The 16,238-nt window shown below is 74.8% G+C and carries 7 protein-coding genes; 1 reads left to right on the plus strand and 6 read right to left on the minus strand.

The window, feature by feature from the left end; genetic code table 11:
* Nucleotides 1-23 precede the first annotated feature (23 nt).
* Nucleotides 24-1,487: a dihydrolipoyl dehydrogenase family protein gene (locus ACPYO6_RS12905; RefSeq protein ID WP_425715108.1), complete on the plus strand. Its 1,464-nt coding sequence runs from the start codon at nucleotides 24-26 to the stop codon at nucleotides 1,485-1,487.
* Between the two features lie 13 nt (nucleotides 1,488-1,500).
* Here ACPYO6_RS12905 and ACPYO6_RS12910 read toward each other — a convergent pair whose 3' ends face one another.
* From ACPYO6_RS12910 to ACPYO6_RS12935, 6 genes are all read right to left on the minus strand, one after another.
* Nucleotides 1,501-3,312 (minus strand): FHA domain-containing protein, encoded by a 1,812-nt coding sequence (locus ACPYO6_RS12910; protein WP_425715109.1) that lies wholly within the window; start codon nucleotides 3,310-3,312, stop codon nucleotides 1,501-1,503.
* Between the two features lie 230 nt (nucleotides 3,313-3,542).
* Nucleotides 3,543-6,041 (minus strand): transglutaminase-like domain-containing protein, encoded by a 2,499-nt coding sequence (locus ACPYO6_RS12915; RefSeq protein WP_425715110.1) that lies wholly within the window; start codon nucleotides 6,039-6,041, stop codon nucleotides 3,543-3,545.
* Nucleotides 6,038-7,480 carry a DUF58 domain-containing protein gene (locus ACPYO6_RS12920; RefSeq protein ID WP_425715111.1) on the minus strand — a complete coding sequence of 481 codons (1,443 nt, stop codon included), beginning with the start codon at nucleotides 7,478-7,480 and terminating at the stop codon, nucleotides 6,038-6,040. The genes ACPYO6_RS12915 and ACPYO6_RS12920 overlap by 4 nt, the downstream gene beginning before the upstream one ends.
* Entirely contained in the window at nucleotides 7,477-8,487 is a 1,011-nt protein-coding gene (locus ACPYO6_RS12925; protein WP_425715113.1) for an AAA family ATPase, read from the minus strand. Before ACPYO6_RS12925 ends, ACPYO6_RS12920 begins: the two co-directional genes overlap by 4 nt.
* Before the next feature lie 129 nt (nucleotides 8,488-8,616).
* Complete coding sequence (locus tag ACPYO6_RS12930) at nucleotides 8,617-15,042, minus strand: Ig-like domain-containing protein (protein ID WP_425715115.1); 6,426 nt, start codon at nucleotides 15,040-15,042, stop codon at nucleotides 8,617-8,619.
* A 487-nt stretch (nucleotides 15,043-15,529) separates the two neighbouring features.
* Complete coding sequence (locus tag ACPYO6_RS12935) at nucleotides 15,530-16,237, minus strand: hypothetical protein (protein WP_425715116.1); 708 nt, start codon at nucleotides 16,235-16,237, stop codon at nucleotides 15,530-15,532.
* Nucleotide 16,238 lies beyond the last annotated feature (1 nt).

Here is a 16,238-nt window from a genome sequence, read left to right on the forward strand (position 1 = left end):
ACCGCCCGACGAAGTGGGGCTCCATGTCCGTCAGCGACCCGTCCGAGCAGCACCCGTCACCGCCCGACGACGACGCCGACACCTGGGACGTCGTCGTCGTGGGGGCCGGACCGGTCGGGGAGAACGTCGCCGACTACGCCGTCCAGGGCGGGCTCTCGGCGGTGGTGGTCGAGGCCGAGCTCGTCGGCGGGGAGTGCTCGTACTGGGCGTGCATGCCGTCCAAGGCGCTCCTGCGCAGCGGCGACGCACGCCGCGCCGCGCTGGCCGTCGACGGCGCCCGCCAGGCGGTCACCGGCGACCTCGACGTCGGGGCCGTCCTCGCGCGACGGACCTCGTTCACGTCCGACTGGGACGACGCCGGTCAGGTCGAGTGGCTCGGCTCGGCCGGCATCGACCTCGTCCGCGGGAGGGGCCGGCTGAGCGGGGTGCGCGAGGTGACGGTCGAGCTCGAGGGCGGCGGCGAGCGCGTGCTGCGGGCCCGTCACGCCGTCGCGCTCGCCACGGGGACGCGGCCGTTCCTGCCCGACGTCCCGGGACTGCGCGAGGCCGAGCCGTGGACCAACCGCGAGGCGGTGTCCGCGACCGAGATCCCCGACTCCCTCGTGGTGATCGGAGGCGGGGCCGTCGGCTCCGAGCTGGCGGGAGCCTTCAGCGACCTCGGTGCGCGGGTGACCATGCTCGTGCGCGGCGGCCTCCTCGGCGGCTACGAGCCGTTCGCGGGCGAGACGGTCACCGAGGCGCTGGCCGCGCGCGGCGTCGACGTCCGCACGGGCGTCTCACCGTCGGCCGTGCGCCGGATCGCCTCGGGTGTCGAGATCGATCTCGACGACGGCTCCACCGTGCGGTCCGAGCAGCTCCTCGTGGCCACCGGCCGGGAGCCGCGGCCAGGGCTCGGGCTCGACGCCGTCGGCCTGCCGGAGGGGTGGGTCGACGTCGACGAGACGCTGCGTGCGCTGGGCCCCGACGGCGCGCCGCTGGACTGGCTCTACGCCGTCGGGGACGCCAACCACCGCGCCCCGCTCACGCACCACGGGAAGTACCAGGCGCGCGCCGCGGGTGCGGCGATCGCGGCCCGCGCGGCAGGCGAGCCGGTCGAGGCCGAGCCGTGGGGCATGCACGCGGCGACGGCCGACGCGCTCGCGACGACCCAGGTGGTGTTCACGGACCCGCAGGTCGCGAGCGTCGGCCGCACGGCAGCCCAGGCCGAGGAGGCCGGCCACCCGGTGCGGGTCGTCGACCAGGACCTCGGCGCAGTGGCGGGCTCGGCGCTGCACGCCGACGGGTACGCCGGGAAGGTCCGGATGGTCGTCGACGAGGAGCGGGAGGTGATCGTCGGGATGACGTTCGTCGGGCCCGACGCCGCCGAGCTGCTGCACGCCGCGACGATCGCGGTGGTCGGCGAGATCCCGCTCGACCGCCTGTGGCACGCCGTGCCCGCCTACCCGACGATGAGCGAGGTGTGGCTGCGCCTCCTCGAGGCCTGGTAGCCGCGCGCCCGGGTCAGCGCAGGATGGTCTGTCCGGCGTCGTCCTCGTCCTCCGACCAGGGGTCGTCCCACTCGAGGAGCGAGTCCCCCACGCGCAGCGCGGCGCCCTCCGGCACGACGACCTCGCGCCACGGGTCCAGCTTGGTCACCGTGCCGTCCTCGGCCACGTAGAAGGTGCCGTTCGTCGAGTCCCGGTCGATCGCGTGGAGCTGGGAACCGGTGAGACGGACCGACAGGTGGGTCTTCGACATCGACGGGTCAGGGACCACCATGAGGTTGTCGACGAGCTCCCCGGCACGTGGCTCCGGGTCGCGGCCGACGAGCGTGATCCCGCCGTCGAGGAGGTACCCGCCGACGCGGACGTCCGGCACCTCTTCCCACTCCCCCGTCTCCCGCCACGAGGGGGCGGAGTGCGCGCCGAACGCGGCGTGCGCGCCCGTGGCGACGGGGGCGGAGTCGCCGCCCGGGTCGTCGCCCTGGTGGACGTAGCCCTCGCCGGAGGCGTCCGGGCTGAACGCGCCCTCCGGCGTGGCGCCGCGGGGGTCGACGGGCGGGACGCCCTGCCCGGGGCGCGGCTCCCGGCCGTACGCGTGCTCTCCGTACGCGTGCTGGTCGTAGGCCTGCCGGTCGTGCCCGTCCTGCGCACCGCGTCCTCCCTGGCCGGGACCGCCGTAGCCGCCCGCACCGGATCCGTCCGAACCGGGACCGCCGTAGCCGCCCGCACCGGATCCGTCCGAACCGGGACCGCCGTAGCCATACCCCGCCGGCGCAGGGCCGCCATAACCGCCCTGGCCGGGTCCGCCGTCGGCGCCCCGATGTCCGGGGGCCTCCTGCCCTGCGCCGGCGTAGCCACCATGCGGGCCGTAGCCGTACTGCTCGGGTCCGCCCGGGCCATCGCCGCCGCCGTACCCACCGGGGCCGCTCGGCCCACCGTGCTGCCCGTACGCCCCGGGTCCACCGGACCCGTACCCGTGGTGCCGCTCGCCGTGGGCGTCGACCCCGGCGACCTGCGTGGCCAGACCGGGACCGTCGTCGGACCAGTCGGCGCCGCGGCGGTCGTCGGCGGGCTGCGCCCCCGAGGTGTCGGTGACGTCGACGCCCGCGCGGCGCAGCGTCCACACGCGCGCGCCCAGGCCGCCGGGGCCGAGCCCGCCGTTGCGGGCCACGGTCAGGCGCCAGGCACCGAGGCCGGCGGCGATCGCGAGCCACCAGCAGGCGACGGCCCGGATGAGGGCGGCGACCATGGCGCCGAGCGTGGCGTCGTTCGCGTAGGCGCGCGTCTGCTCGATGACCGGTCCGACAGCGAACGCCGTGGCGGCGACCGTCGCCAGGATCGCGAGCGCCGCTCCCACCTGCCGGAGTCGCACCGGCCCCGGGGCGAGGAGCCGCCCCACCTCCTGGACCGCCTCGTGCTGGCGGGCGGTGAGCTGTCCCGCGCGGCGCTGTCGGCGCCCGTCCTCGGTCACCACGGTGGGGAGCACCGCCCAGGCGAGCGTGCCGGCGATGACCGGGTTCCCGGACCGCATGAGCAGGATCGCGAGCACGGCGGCGCCGAGCACGAGGACGATCCCGACGACGAGCAGGACCGGCGCCTGGAGCGGTCCCCACGGCTCGCCCGCGATCCCGGGCCGAAGCACGAGGCTGCCGCCGACGGCGAGGGCCAGGGCGAGCAGCGCGCCCAGGGCGCGAGGCACCGAGGTGGCGGCGGGGTACAGGTCGCGCAGCGCCGTCTGACGCTGCATGAGGACCGAGCTGAAGGTCGCCCAGTCACGCGCGATGGCGGACGGGTGGGCGGCGCGCCGGACGGCCGTCGTGGAGCGAGGCATGGGGCAAGTGTGCACCGCTGCCGGGCTCCCACGCGTCGCGGGACCGGGCCCGATGCGGGCGTGTGGCGACCGGCACGTCCGAACGCGGCCGGGCACGCGCGCGACACCTCGTCTGCAGGCCTCGCTCCGCCCCTCAGCCGCACTCTCGACCCCCTGTCAGCCGCCATCGCGCCGACCCCGAGCCGCACTCTCGATCCGATGTCGGCCGGCCACCGACCCCTCGGGATCGGTCAGCCGCCCTCGCGCCGGCGTCTGCGCCGCTCGTCCCGCCGGTGCTTGAGCGAGCGCGTCGACAGGCGCGAGCGCCACCACCGACGCCGCCCCGCCGCCTTGCGGACGGCCAGCAGCGTCTCGTCGACCTCGGCCCACAGCTTCTCGACGTCGCGGTCGTCGGGCTCCCGGTAGCCGAAGGCCTGTTCGTCGGTGCGCCGGGCCAGCCCGCGCAGGTCCACGCCGCCCAGGTCGATCGGGTCGACCTCGGGGACGTCCGCGCCGACCTCGGCGTCCGGCTGCTCGGGGGCTCCGCCGCCCGGAGCGGTGGCGCCCACCGGGCGTGGGGCGTCGTCGTCGCGGGACTTCGTGCCCTTCCGGCCCTTGGCGGGACCGACGGCGCTCGCCCCGGCGCCGGTGACGCCGCGCTGCCCGCCGAGCGAGCGCGCGACGGCCCCCGCCGCCACGGACCGGGTCGCGCCCACCGGCACGCGCGCGCCGAGGTCGCGCGTGACGTCGACGACCTCGGACCAGCCCCCTGCGGCCCGGTGGGTGGTCGTCCCCCGGGTGCGCCGGCGCCGGCGCCTGGCGGCTTTGACGGCGAGGATGATCGCGATCGGCGCGAGCAGCAGGAGCAGCAGGCCACCGCCGGCGGCGGCGACGATGATCCACACGATCGACAGCTGGCTCTCGCGTTCCTCGGGCTCCTCGCGCACGTCGACGTCCTGGCGCGCGGCGGGCGGGGCGTCCGGCGGCTCGAGCACGGGCGGGGGCGGCTGGAGGACCTGCGGCTGCGGCTGCTCCTGCGGCTCGAGGTTCTGCTCCTGCCAGATGCGGTCCTCGTCCGGGGTGGGGAAGAACGGGACCCACCCGTGCTGCTCGAACGGGACCTCGACCCACGCGGTGACGTCCTCGCCGGCGAGCTGGATGGCGCCGCTCCCGTTCGGCACCTCGAAGCCGATGACCACGCGCGCGGGGATCTGCATCGACCGCAGCATGAGCGCCATGAGGGCGGCGTACTGCTCCTGGTCGCCGACCATGGCCGGACCGGTGAGCATGGCGTCGAGCCGGGCGGCCCCGTGACCGGCGAGCGAGGGCGTGTCGCCCTCGAGCCCGTGGCTGAAGTAGCCCTGTCGCAGCCCGGACTCGACGGCCTGGATGCGCGCGAGGGTCGTCGTCGCGTCGGCGGCGAGCACGGAGGCCTCGGTGGCGATCGAGTCGGGGATCGTCACCGGGGGCAGCGCGTCGTCGGCGACCGGGGCGGCCTCGAGGGCCCCGAGGTCGGGCCGCTCGACGGGCGCGGCGAGCAGCGTGTACGTGTCGCCCGGGCGGAGCCCGGCCTCGACGAGCCCGACGCCGGCCACGGGGTTGACGTAGAGCGAGCGCGCGAGGTCCGTGGCCCTCCCGGAGGTGAACTCGACGTCGGCGAGCTGCCCGGCCACGGGCACCCACACGTCGCGGTACTCCCCGATCGTCACGTCGATCTCCTCGGCGCCCGGGAGGTCCTCGTCGACGGCGGCGCCGATGCGCTGGAACTCCCCGGTCCCCGCCTCCCCGCCGGGGGCCACGGTGAACGCGGTGCCGTCGTAGGAGTCCATCGCCGCCAGGCGCACGAGCTCACCGGCCCCGAGCCCGTCGACGGTGAGGACCGTGTCGGTGAGGTGGTCCTTGAGGTAGGCGCGGAACCCGGCGAGCGGGCTCGGGTAGTCGCGCAGGTCGGGCGGCGGGGCCACGTGGTCGCGGACCACGGTGCGCCGGTCCTCGTCCTGCCACAGCAGCCCGGTGGCGCCTCCGGCGACGAGCGCGACGACGAGGAGCCCCGCCGTGGCGACGGGCCGCTCCGTGTGCAGGCGGTGGGAGCGGCGCGCCGCCCATACGAGCGCGACGGCGGCGAAGGCGAGCCCGACCGGCACCGCGAGGGAGGTGTCCCGCGTGCTGAGCAGCACGCTGCCGGGCAGGATCACCAGCGGCACGAGGGCGGCGAGCGTGGGCCGGCGGGTCCGCTGCGCGATCGTCATCGCGAGCGCCGAGCCGACCACGCCGACCAGCAGCGGGACGGTGAGGACGGCCCCGGTCGCCCCCACCGGCGCGAGGATCGTCACGAGGTCCTTCCACGCCGTGACGACACCCTGGCCGACCGCGCCGACGCTCGCCGGGCTCGGCAGCCAGCCGACCAGCGCCTCGACCGGGGCGGCCGCGCCGGTGAGCAGGACGAGGGCGAGCAGCACGGCGAGGATCGTCACGAGCGCGCCCCAGCGGCGCCAGGCAGCGAGCAGCGCGAGGCCGCTCCCGGCCAGCACCGCGAGGACGAGGACCACCCAGAACCGCGCGACCCCGTACGCGGGCCACAGCGGGATCAGGGCGAGGAGCATGAGGAGCGGGATCGCGATCGCGTCCCACACGCGCATCCGGGCCCGACGCCGGAGCGCGGCCCGCGTAGGCGCGTCACCCCGGTACTGGAGCGCCTCGCTCGCGAGCCGGGTGCGGCGCCCCTCCTCGAGGGCGGACGGGCTGCTCACAGCGCCGCCATGTGGAGGCCGCGGGTGAGCTCGTCGAGGTGCGGGACGGTCACCACGGTGACGGGCCCGACGGCGGCGACGCTCGGCTCGACGTACGGGTCGGCGCGCACGGCGAGGGCGCGCATGCCGACGGGGAGGACGGAGCCGGCGGCGCGGATGTCCCGCAGCGGCACGGGCGAGCCGCACACGAGGACGGCGAGCGTGGCGCGTGCGTGGGACAGGGCGATCTCGCGGGCCATGTCGACGACCTCGGTGCGGGTCGGGGTCATCGTCAGACGGGTGAGCGCGTCGAGGACCGCGCGGGCGGACACCGTGGGCAGCGGCGCCGACGTCGTGAGGACGGTGAGCTCCTTGTCCTCGGTGATCGCCTGGAGCGCGAGCGAGCCGACGGTGGACACCACGGTCTCGAACTCGTCGGGCTCGTCGTAGTCGGCGGCGGAGGTGCTGAGGGCGACGACGACGTGGCTGCGCCGCGACTCCTCGAACTGGCGGACCATGAGCTTGCCGGTGCGGGCGGAGGTGCGCCAGTGGATGTAGCGCCGGTCGTCGCCGGGCTGGTACTCGCGCAGCGCGTGGAACGAGAGGTCGGACTCGGTGAGCTCGGTGGTGGGACGGCCCTCGAGGTCGTGCAGCAGGCCGGCGGAGGCCGGGGCGAGACGCACCGTGCGGGGGTGGACGTACATCTCGAGGGTGTCGGTCCACGTCCGCGCCGAGCGAACGAGACCGAGCGGGTCGCCGCGCACGGTCCGGGCCGGGCCGATGTCGACGACGGCACGGCGCTGCGTGGGCACCGCGAGCAGCTCCTCGACCGAGTCGCCGGCCGCGAGGCCGGGCAGCGGGATCGCGACCTGGCCCGGGCCGACGGGGACCTCGAGGCGGGCCGCAGACGTCGAGCGCGCCCCTGTGTTCTTGACGATGACGCCGGCGAGCGCGCGGTCGCCCACCTGGACCCGGTGGTCGGACAGCCGCAGGTCGACCTGGTAGCTCTGCCGCCCCACGGTGAACAGCACCGCGACGACGAAGGCCGCGAGCAGCGCGACCCCGCCCGCCATCGCCTCGCCCCACCCGAGGACGAACGCCACGACGAGCGCGACGACGCCGAGGCCCAGCGCCGTCCACCCGAGCACGGAGACGCCGCCGAGGACCCGGGCGACCTCCCGGCGCGGCGCGACGGTGCGCTCGAGCGCGGTGGTCAGCCCCGGGATCGCGCCGACCCGGGCGCGCGCGGACGTGCGCCAGCGGCCCGTCGTCGAGCCGCTCGAGGTCACCTGACCGATCGAGTACGGCGAGTGGGCCGAGCCCGGGGAGCCGCCGGGCGACGCGCCGGTGGGCGCGGAACCGGTGTGCGGGGACGCGGCGGAGCCGGTGCGCTCGGCCGGGCCGTGGACGACCGCGTGCCGTTCGACCGCCTCCGGGACGTCGGGGCGGGATCCGTTCACGAGCGGCCGTGGTCCCCGGCCAGCTGTCGGTGGGCGGGCGGCTCGATCTCCTCGAGGACCGTGCCGAGCGCCCCGGCAGCGGTGGCGCCGTCGAACTGCGCCTCGGCCTCCATCACCATCCGGTGGCCGAGGACGGGCTCGGCGAGCTCGCGGACGTCGTCGGGCAGGACGTACCCGCGGCCCTGGGACGCGGCCCAGGTCTTCGCGCACCGCACCAGGGCGAGCGCCCCGCGGACGGACACGCCGACCTCGACGCCCGCCGCCGTGCGGGTCGCCGTGACGAGGCGGGAGATGTAGTCGGCGATCGCGGCGTCGACGTGGACGCGGGAGGACATCCGCACCATCTCGCTGACGACCTCGGCGGTGACGACGGCGCGCAGCTCGCCGGCGCGGTCGCGGACGGCGGAGCCGGTGAGGATGGCGACGGTCGAGTCGTGGTCCGGGTAGCCGACCGAGGTCTTGATGAGGAACCGGTCGAGCTGCGCCTCGGGCAGCGCGTACGTGCCGGCCTGCTCGATGGGGTTCTGGGTGGCGAGGACGATGAACGGCTCCCCCACCTCGTGGGTGCGCCCCTCGGCGGTCACGCGCCCCTCCTCCATGACCTCGAGGAGGGCCGACTGCGTCTTGGGCGAGGCGCGGTTGATCTCGTCGGCGAGGACGACGTTGGCGAAGATCGGACCCGGGTGGAACTCGAAGGTCTTCTTCTCCTGGTCGTAGATCGACACGCCCGTGACGTCGGAGGGCAGCAGGTCCGGCGTGAACTGGATGCGCGAGCTCGTGGCCCGCAGCGTCTGGGCGAGCGACCGGGCGAGCTGGGTCTTGCCGGTGCCCGGGTAGTCCTCGAGGAGGACGTGCCCGCCGGCCAGGAGCGCCGTGACGACGAGCCGGATGACGCCGGTCTTGCCGACCACGGCCTTGCCGACGTTGTCGACGATGCGGTCGAACGTGCTCGCGTACCAGGAGGCCTGCTCCTCGGAGAGCTGCTCGATCACGGGGACGGCGGTCATGGGGTCCTCTCGGTGGTGCGGGGAAGGGACGGGCGGTCGGGGCGGGTCGGCATGATCCGCCGTGGTGCGAGCTGGGGCGATGGGCGGTCGGCTCTCCGGGCCGGCCGAGCGGTGTCGGGCGCGCGCATGTCACCCGCCCACGCGATACGAGTCCTCGGCGACGACGTCGCCCGACGAGTTCCGGACGACGACCCGGATCCAGTCCCCGGTCTCCCCGTAGTACTTGCCCTCGAGCCGGGTGCCGTTACCCGCACCGTTCGGGGTGAACGTGTAGGGGTTGGGGAAGTTCGGGGTCGGGGTGATGAGGGACGTCGCGTTCGAGCTGTCGCCGTAGTACCAGGTGACCTCGTAGGGACCGTCGTCGTAGTGCTCGAAGTTGTCGTAGCTGAACTCGAGCCACTTGCAGTCGTCGTTCGACTCCAGGCACGGGGGGTTGCCCGGCTCGCCCCGGGCGTCGTTGTTGCGCTGGACGGTCACGGTACGGGCGGGCGGATCGGGCTCGTCACCCGTGGCGTCGCTGTCCGAGTCCGTCCGCCTGGTGCTCGAGGGATCGTCCCGGACGACGGTGATCGTGGCGTCGTAGGTCGTGTTCCACTCGGCCGCGTTGATCGTCGTGCTCGACTGCGAGAGCGCGTCGATACGGCCCTGACCGGTGATCTCGACGTACGCCTCGCGGATGGGCCGACCGTTGCCGTCCGGCACCGACCACTCGACCTCGACGCGCGCGTCCTGCCCGTACTCGTTGGGCGTCGTCGCATCGACCGTGACCGACGGCTCTCCGAACGGCCCGTACGGGATCGCCGCCGACGAGGCGCCGGACGGCTCGCCGCAGTACGTGTTGCACGCGCGGACGCGGAAGGTGTAGCTGGAGCCGTTGGTCAGGCCGCCGACCGAGTCGCCGCTCAGGGTCTGCCAGCCGCCACCGTTCATCGAGTACTCGTAGCGCTCGATCTCGTCGCCGCGGGGGTCGGCCGCCCCGTAGTCGAGGGTGACCTGCCCGTCCGAGCCGGTCGCGGTGACGCTCGGCGTCCCGGGCGCGGTGGGCTGGATGAACGACCTGACGGTGCCGGATCGCGGGCTCGCCGGCCCCTGGTCCACGTCGTTGGTCGCCGAGACCGCGACCGAGTAGTCGTGGCCCTCGGGCGCGTCCTGCGTGAAGGAGGTGGACTGGGTGGTGAACCGGGAGAACTCCGCGCCGTCCTGGAAGATGACGACCTCGTAGCCGGTGATCGGCGAGCCGTTGGCGTCGGCCGGCGCGAACGAGCCGGTGATCTGGGCGGCGATCGGCGAGTCGACGCGCTGGACGTCCGGCGTGCCCGGAGCCGTCGGCGGACCGGCGGGCACGACGGCCTGCGACCAGGGCGACCACTCGGACGGCTCGTCGGCGCCGTTGTGCGCGCGCACCCGGAACGTGTAGCTCGTGCCGTTGCTCAGCCCGCTCCACGTGTGGCTCGTCCCCGTGGCGGAGACCTGGCCGCCGCCGGTGGACGGCGTGACCTGGACGTCGTACCGCTCGACCGGGGTCCCGCGCGAGACGGGCGTCTCCCACGCGAGCTGGACCTGGCCGTCGCCCCGCTCGGCGGACGGCGCCTCGGGCCGCTCGGGCCGCACGTCGGGGATCGCGGGACCGGACGGGGCGGACGGCTCGGAGTCGCCGACCTCGTTGGTCGCGATGACGGTGAACGTGTACTCCTGGCCGTTCGTCAGACCGCCGATCGTGCAGGTCGTCGTCCCGCACTCCTGCCGGTGCCCCGCGGTGTCCACCGTGTAGCCCGTGATCGGGGAGCCGTTGGCGACCGGCGCCGCCCACGTGAGGACGACCGCGCCGTCCTGCACCTCCTGGACGCGCGGCGGCGTGGGCGTGCCCGGGACGCCGACGACGTTCATCGTGATGCGTGCCTCGGTCTGCCGGGACGGCAGGCCGGTGGCGTCCTCGACCGTCACCCGCACGGTGAGCGGGCCGACGAAGTCCTCCGCAGGCGTGACGGACACGTCGGTCAGCGAGTTGTCGACCTGCGCGATGCCCTGCTCGGCGGCCGCGGAGACGATGGTCAGCGGTTCGCCGTCGTCCTCGTACGGGTTGAACGCGCCCTCGAGGATGTCGACGGTCTCGGTCTCGCCCTGCTCGACCTCGCCGAGGTCGACGTCCGGCACGGACGGGGGCTGCCGGTTCGAGGCGGTCACCTGGACGCGCACGACGCCGGGCACCGGGTCGTTGACGCCGTCCGAGACGGTCATCGGCAGGTCGAGGGTCTGGCCGGGCACGACGTCGACGGCGGCCTCGACGGTGAGCGTGTGGCCGTCGACGCTCGCGGTGAGCCCGTCGGGGACGCCGTCCTCGACCACCTCGAGGCGCAGGGAGGAGAAGTCCTCCGGGTCGTCGATCGCCGAGCGCAGGTTGACCGAGCCGGGCTCCTCGCCGGGGACGACCTCGACCTCGCCGCCGCGGAAGGTCGGCGCGATGTTGACGCCGTCGGGCACCACCGTGATGGGCAGGGTGAGCCGCGAGCTGAGCCCCTCCTGCGCGGTCTCCCCGTCGGTGACCTCGAACGTGATCGACGCCGGCCCGTAGTAGTCGGGGGCGGACGTGAACTGCAGGGTGGTCGCGTCGACCACCGGGCTCGAGCCGTCCGAGCTCGTCGCCGACACCTGGGTCTCGTCGGTCAGGCGGATGTCGCGGCCGGACGGGGCGACCACGTAGTCGTCGAGGTCGATCTCGATGCGCTCGCCCGAGTGCACCTCGATCGGGTCGACGTCGGTGCGCAGCACCGGGCCCGTGTCCTCCGAGCCGGGCACGTCGATGAACGCGAAGCCCTCGATGCCGTCGGGGTCGGTGACCTGGTAGGTGACGACCTGACGGGTCGGCAGCACGGGGACCTGCACGTCGTTGCCGGCCACGCGGGCGCCCTCGGGCGGGTCGACGAGGGAGACGGTCAGGGCGTCCGCCGTCCCGTCGGGGTCCTCGTCGTTGGCGAGGACGGGCACGGTGACGATGTCGTGCCCGATGATGTCGGCCGGCGCCACGAGGTCGTCGCGCGCGAGCGGGGGCAGCAGCGGGGCGTCCGGCGTGATGTCGACCGTCGCGACGGCGGAGTCGAGCCCGCCGCGCCGGTCGGAGACCCGGTACACCAGCGAGAACGCCGCGGGCTCGGTCGGGGTGCTCACGCGGATGCGCTGCTGCTCGGTGGGCTCGGGGGCGAGCTCCGGCAGGTCGTCGAACGGTCCGCCGTCCGGGTCGTCGGCGAGGTAGAGCGGGTCGCCGTCGGGGTCGGTGTCGTTCGAGAGCACGTCGACGTCGACGGTCCTGCCCGGGCGCACCTGGACGGAGTCCTCCTGGGCCTGCGGGCGCGAGTTCGACAGGGGCGGGGGCACGACGGCGACACGCACCTGCGCCTGCGCCACCGCCCCGAGCCGGTCCCGCACCGAGTAGGTGAACGTGTCGGTGCCCGAGGACTGGCCGTACGCCTCGTAGTCGAGGTATCCGGCGCCGACCTCGACCACGCGGCCGAGCTGCGGTGCGGTGCCGGCACCGAGCAGCTGGACCGAGTCGCCGTCCGGGTCGATGCCGTACATCGGCACCTGGATGCGGATGCGCTCGCCGCCGAACGCGCGGGTCTCGATGGGCTCGGGCAGCGGCGCGGCGTTGGACTCCGAGGCGGCCTGGACGCGCACGGTGATGAGCGCGGAGGCGGAGTTCCCGTTCTCGTCGGTCACCGAGTAGACGGCGTTGACGCTCTGCGGGGTCTCGGGCGCCCGGAAGCGCACGACCTGGCCGGACGTGAAGAAGTGGCCGCTGTCGGGGTCGGGCTCCTCCGACAGCTCGGCGTCGAGCGTGTACTCCAGGCCCTGGGGATGGGAGTCGTTCTGGAGCACGGGGATCGTCACGTAGTCCCCGGCGCGCACGTCGACGACGTCGGGCTCCGCCACCGGCGGCTGCGGCTCGAGGTCGGACATGATCGGCAGGACGACGACCTCGCCGGTCGCCGTCCCGGTGCCGTTGGAGACGGTGTAGGTGAGGCGCTGCGGGCCGGCGGTCGTCTGCGTCGAGGTGATGCGCAGCATCCGGTGCTCAAGGACGGAGACGACGAGCGGGGAGTCCTGAGGGACCTCGATCTGCTGGACCGCGAGCAGGCCGCCCGCCGGATCCTCGTCGTTGGCGAGGACGTCGACGAGGACGGACCCGCCGGCGGGCAGGAGCGCGGTGTCGCGCACGGCGACCGGCGGCGCCTCGGTGTCGGGGGCGACGACGTCGACCCGGACGAGCCCGGTCGTGTCCTGGCCGCCGGAGTCGGCGACCACGTACTCGAGGTAGTTCGTGCCCTCGGTCAGTCCGGTGAGGTGGACCTGACCGGTGTCGTAGTCCGGGCGGACGTCCGCGATGTCGGACGGGGTGACGGAGCCGAGGCGGAGCGGCTCACCCTCGGGGTCGACGTCGTTGGCGAGGACCTCGACCATCGCCTCCTCCCCCACGCTGAGGGAGATGAAGTCGTTGACGGCCCGCGGCGGGAGGTTCTCGGCGTCGTGCACCTCGACCGGGACGACGACCTCGGTGACGTCCGTGCCGTCCGAGACGCGCACCGTCACCTCCTTGACGCCGGAGCTCGTGCCGGTGTCGACGAAGGTGAGGCGGCCGTCGGGGGTGAAGTGCACGACGTCGTCGGATTCGGTGGAGGCGCCGGCGAGGAGCATCTCGTCGCCCTCGGGGTCCACCATCGAGCCGAGCACGTCGATCTCGCCGGTGCCGCCGAGGGCGAGGTCCATCCGGGGGTCGCGGTCCTCGCGCACCTGGGGCGGGCTGTTCTCGGTGTCCGGGACGACCCGCAGCGTGATCGTGCCCTCGGCCTCGCCGTTCTCCCGGCCGTCGGTGATCGTGTAGGGCACCGAGACCTGCCCGGACGCCGTCTCCGGGACCGCGACCTGGAGCGCGCGCCCGCCCATGATCGAGGACAGCACCCCGGTCTCCTCGGGGATCTCGCCGAACTCGGAGACGGTGAGCAGGTCGCCGTCGGGGTCGGTGTCGTTCGCGAGGACCTCGAGGACGGTGACGGAGCCGGGGCGTACGCCGAGGGCGTCGCCGACGGCGGTCGGCGGCCGGTTCTCCTCCTCGCGGTCGAGCGGCTGGTCCTCGAGGCGGTCGTCGGTCGAGTCCGTCTCCTCCTCGGAGTCGCCCTCCGGCGGGGTCGTGTCGTCCCAGTTGTCCACGAGCATCATGTCCTCCTGCGGGAGGTACACGGTGCCGGTGAGGGTGTCGTTGAGGACCACGAGGTCGTGGTTCGTCCGCAGGCGCAGCTCGTGCTCGGAGCCCTGGAGCGGGACCTGGGCGTCGACCGCCTCGGAGTCGCCGCACTGGACGAGGTAGGAGCCCTCGGCGCCCGCCCAGGCGCCGTGGACGCAGCCGGCCACGACGATCGGCTCGGCCGGGGCGCCGATCATCTCGGAGCGGATGATCGTGGGCTCGTCGCCGTCCATCGGGACGAGCACGAGGGCGTCCCGGGTCGCGAGCGCCACGGTGCCACCGGCGTCGGAGGGCTGCTGGAGCGCGACGTCGGTGAGGTCGAGGTCGTAGCCGGTGAGGTCGAGGGGCTCGCGGTCGCCGCGCAGGACGAGCAGCTGCTCGTCCTCCTCGGTTACGACGGCGCCGACGGGGGTCGGGCCGACCGAGGTGAGGCCGACGTACTCCGCGCCGCCGAGGACGTCCGCGCCGACCCCGAGGTCGGTCGTGGCGAGAGCCTCGGTGGTCTCCTCCTCGGCCTCGGTGGTGGGCTCGGGGGCCTCCTCCGACCCGCCGCTCGCCGCCTCGCTGCCGGACTCCGCGGGCGGGGTGCCGCCGGCCGGCTCGCTGCCCGCGGGGATCGTCACCACGGAGCCGTCCTCGACGGACAGCCCGTGGACGGCGCCGTCCCTTCCGACGGCGAGGCGGCCGTCGGCCCCGATGTGCGCGTTCGGCGCCGCCTCGGCGTCGCCGAGGACGCCGACCTGGTCGACGGGGACCGAGCGCAGCGCGCCGGAGCCGGGCTCGAGCATGCCGACGGTGTCCCCGCCGAGGCCCAGCTCGGCCGAGCGCGGGATGGTCACTGCACCGGTGCCGGTCGAGACGGTCGCCGGGTCGAGGGTCTGGAGCAGGGCGGCGCCGTGGTCGACCACGAGGACCGTGCTGCCCTCCTGGAGGACGTCGACGTCCGCCGACGCGGCGGTCACCGAGCCGTCGAGCTCCTGGACGGGGTAGTTCACGCGGCCGACGAGCAGCTCGTCGGAGTTCGTCACCCACACGCCGCCGTCGTGGAGCTCGATGTCCGCGACCGGCTCACCGTCGTAGGCCAGCGCCGCGACGACGATGCCCGTCGACGCGACCGCGAGGGCCGCTCCGGCCGCCACCGACCGGCGACGACGGCGTCCGCGCTCGGCGCGGCGGGCGTTGGCGTCGTCCGCGGCGGCGGCGACCCCCGAGGAGCCGGCGGCCTTGCGGGCCTGCTCCTTCCGGGCCTGCTCCTTCCGGGCGCGGGACCGCTCCGCGACCGGGCGACTGGCAGGGCCGCCGTCGGTGTCGGCGGGCATCGTGGCGCCGGGCTCGGGCGTGCCGGACCCGGGTGTGGCTGGTCCGGGAGTGGCTGCTCCGGGTGTGGCTGGTCCGGTCGTGCCGGGCCCGGTCGCACCGGACGCCGCGCCCGTGCGCGACGCCGCATCCGTGCCACCGGGTGCGCCGGTCGACCCGTCCGCAGGTCGACGACGCCACCACGCCATGCCGCTGCCTCCCCTGGTTCCACCTGACGACCGGGCGCCGGCGGGCGCCGCAGGGTCCTGGCGAACCTTATCGCCGAGCGGCGGGCGTCATCGTCGCGTTCGTGGGCCGCCCCGGTGAACCTGCCCACCTCGATCCGACCGCATGAGTCCGCCGGGACAACGGCGGGTGAACACCAGGTGCTCGCGCTGGATGCGCGGCCGCCGGATCGCTGTCGGCGCCCCACCGTCGGACCCCGCTGAGGTCCGTGGCGTCGGCACCGCACGCCTCGCCGGCCCACGCGAGCGCGGACCGACGTCGGTGCTACTCGACGTTCGCGTCGGCGTCCTGCGGGGCGTCGAGCAGCTCGAGCTCGTCGCTCGTGACGAGCCGGGAGGCGACGGCGTGCTCGACGAGGCGCGCACGACGGTTGACGGCGAGCTTGCCCTGGCCGCCGCGCAGGCCGCGCACGCCGTAGCGGGCGAGCTTGTCGCACACGTTGTCGAGCTTGCGGTTGAAGCGGGTGAGCGTCCACCCGAGCCGGTTGGCGGCCTCGGCGGACGTGGGGATCGACGTCGTCGACCCGCGTCCGGACAGGACCGGCTCCGCGAGGGCGAGGACGAGAAGACGCTGCGAGGGCGTGAGCGAGACGGGGCCGATCGTCGTCTCCCCCACCTCCATCTCGTCCTCGGGACGGGTGGGGAAGTACGCCGGGTCGTCGTTGGCGATGAGGACCTCGTACGTGGTCGGCCCCGCCGTGAACATCAGCGTCGTCCGTGCGTACACGAGCGGGAGCCGGGCGCCCGGGGACAGCCACGCCTGGGTGTTGCCGTCCGGGTCGGCGACGGTCGCCGTCAGCCGCGTGCCGACGTTCGAGACCCACCACAGGCCGCCCGACTGGGCGACCGTGAGGAACCTGCGGTGCAGGTAGGGGTTGTCGTCGAGCTCGAGGGGCCCCTCACGCCCGATGACGAACGGTTCCTCGTCGTCGACCGGGAACCAGTCGCCGCAGAACTCCACCTGGATACCCATG

Source organism: Georgenia sp. Z1344, assembly GCF_049856295.1.
Lineage (GTDB): Bacteria > Actinomycetota > Actinomycetes > Actinomycetales > Actinomycetaceae > JB111.

Coding starts and splice junctions, on each gene's coding strand:
- ACPYO6_RS12935 (WP_425715116.1), bottom strand. CDS start 16,237: ATGGGTATCCAGGTGGAGTTCTGCGGCGACTGGTTCCCGGTCGACGAC.
- ACPYO6_RS12905 (WP_425715108.1), top strand. CDS start 24: ATGTCCGTCAGCGACCCGTCCGAGCAGCACCCGTCACCGCCCGACGAC.
- ACPYO6_RS12925 (WP_425715113.1), bottom strand. CDS start 8,487: ATGACCGCCGTCCCCGTGATCGAGCAGCTCTCCGAGGAGCAGGCCTCC.
- ACPYO6_RS12930 (WP_425715115.1), bottom strand. CDS start 15,042: ATGCCCGCCGACACCGACGGCGGCCCTGCCAGTCGCCCGGTCGCGGAG.
- ACPYO6_RS12910 (WP_425715109.1), bottom strand. CDS start 3,312: ATGCCTCGCTCCACGACGGCCGTCCGGCGCGCCGCCCACCCGTCCGCC.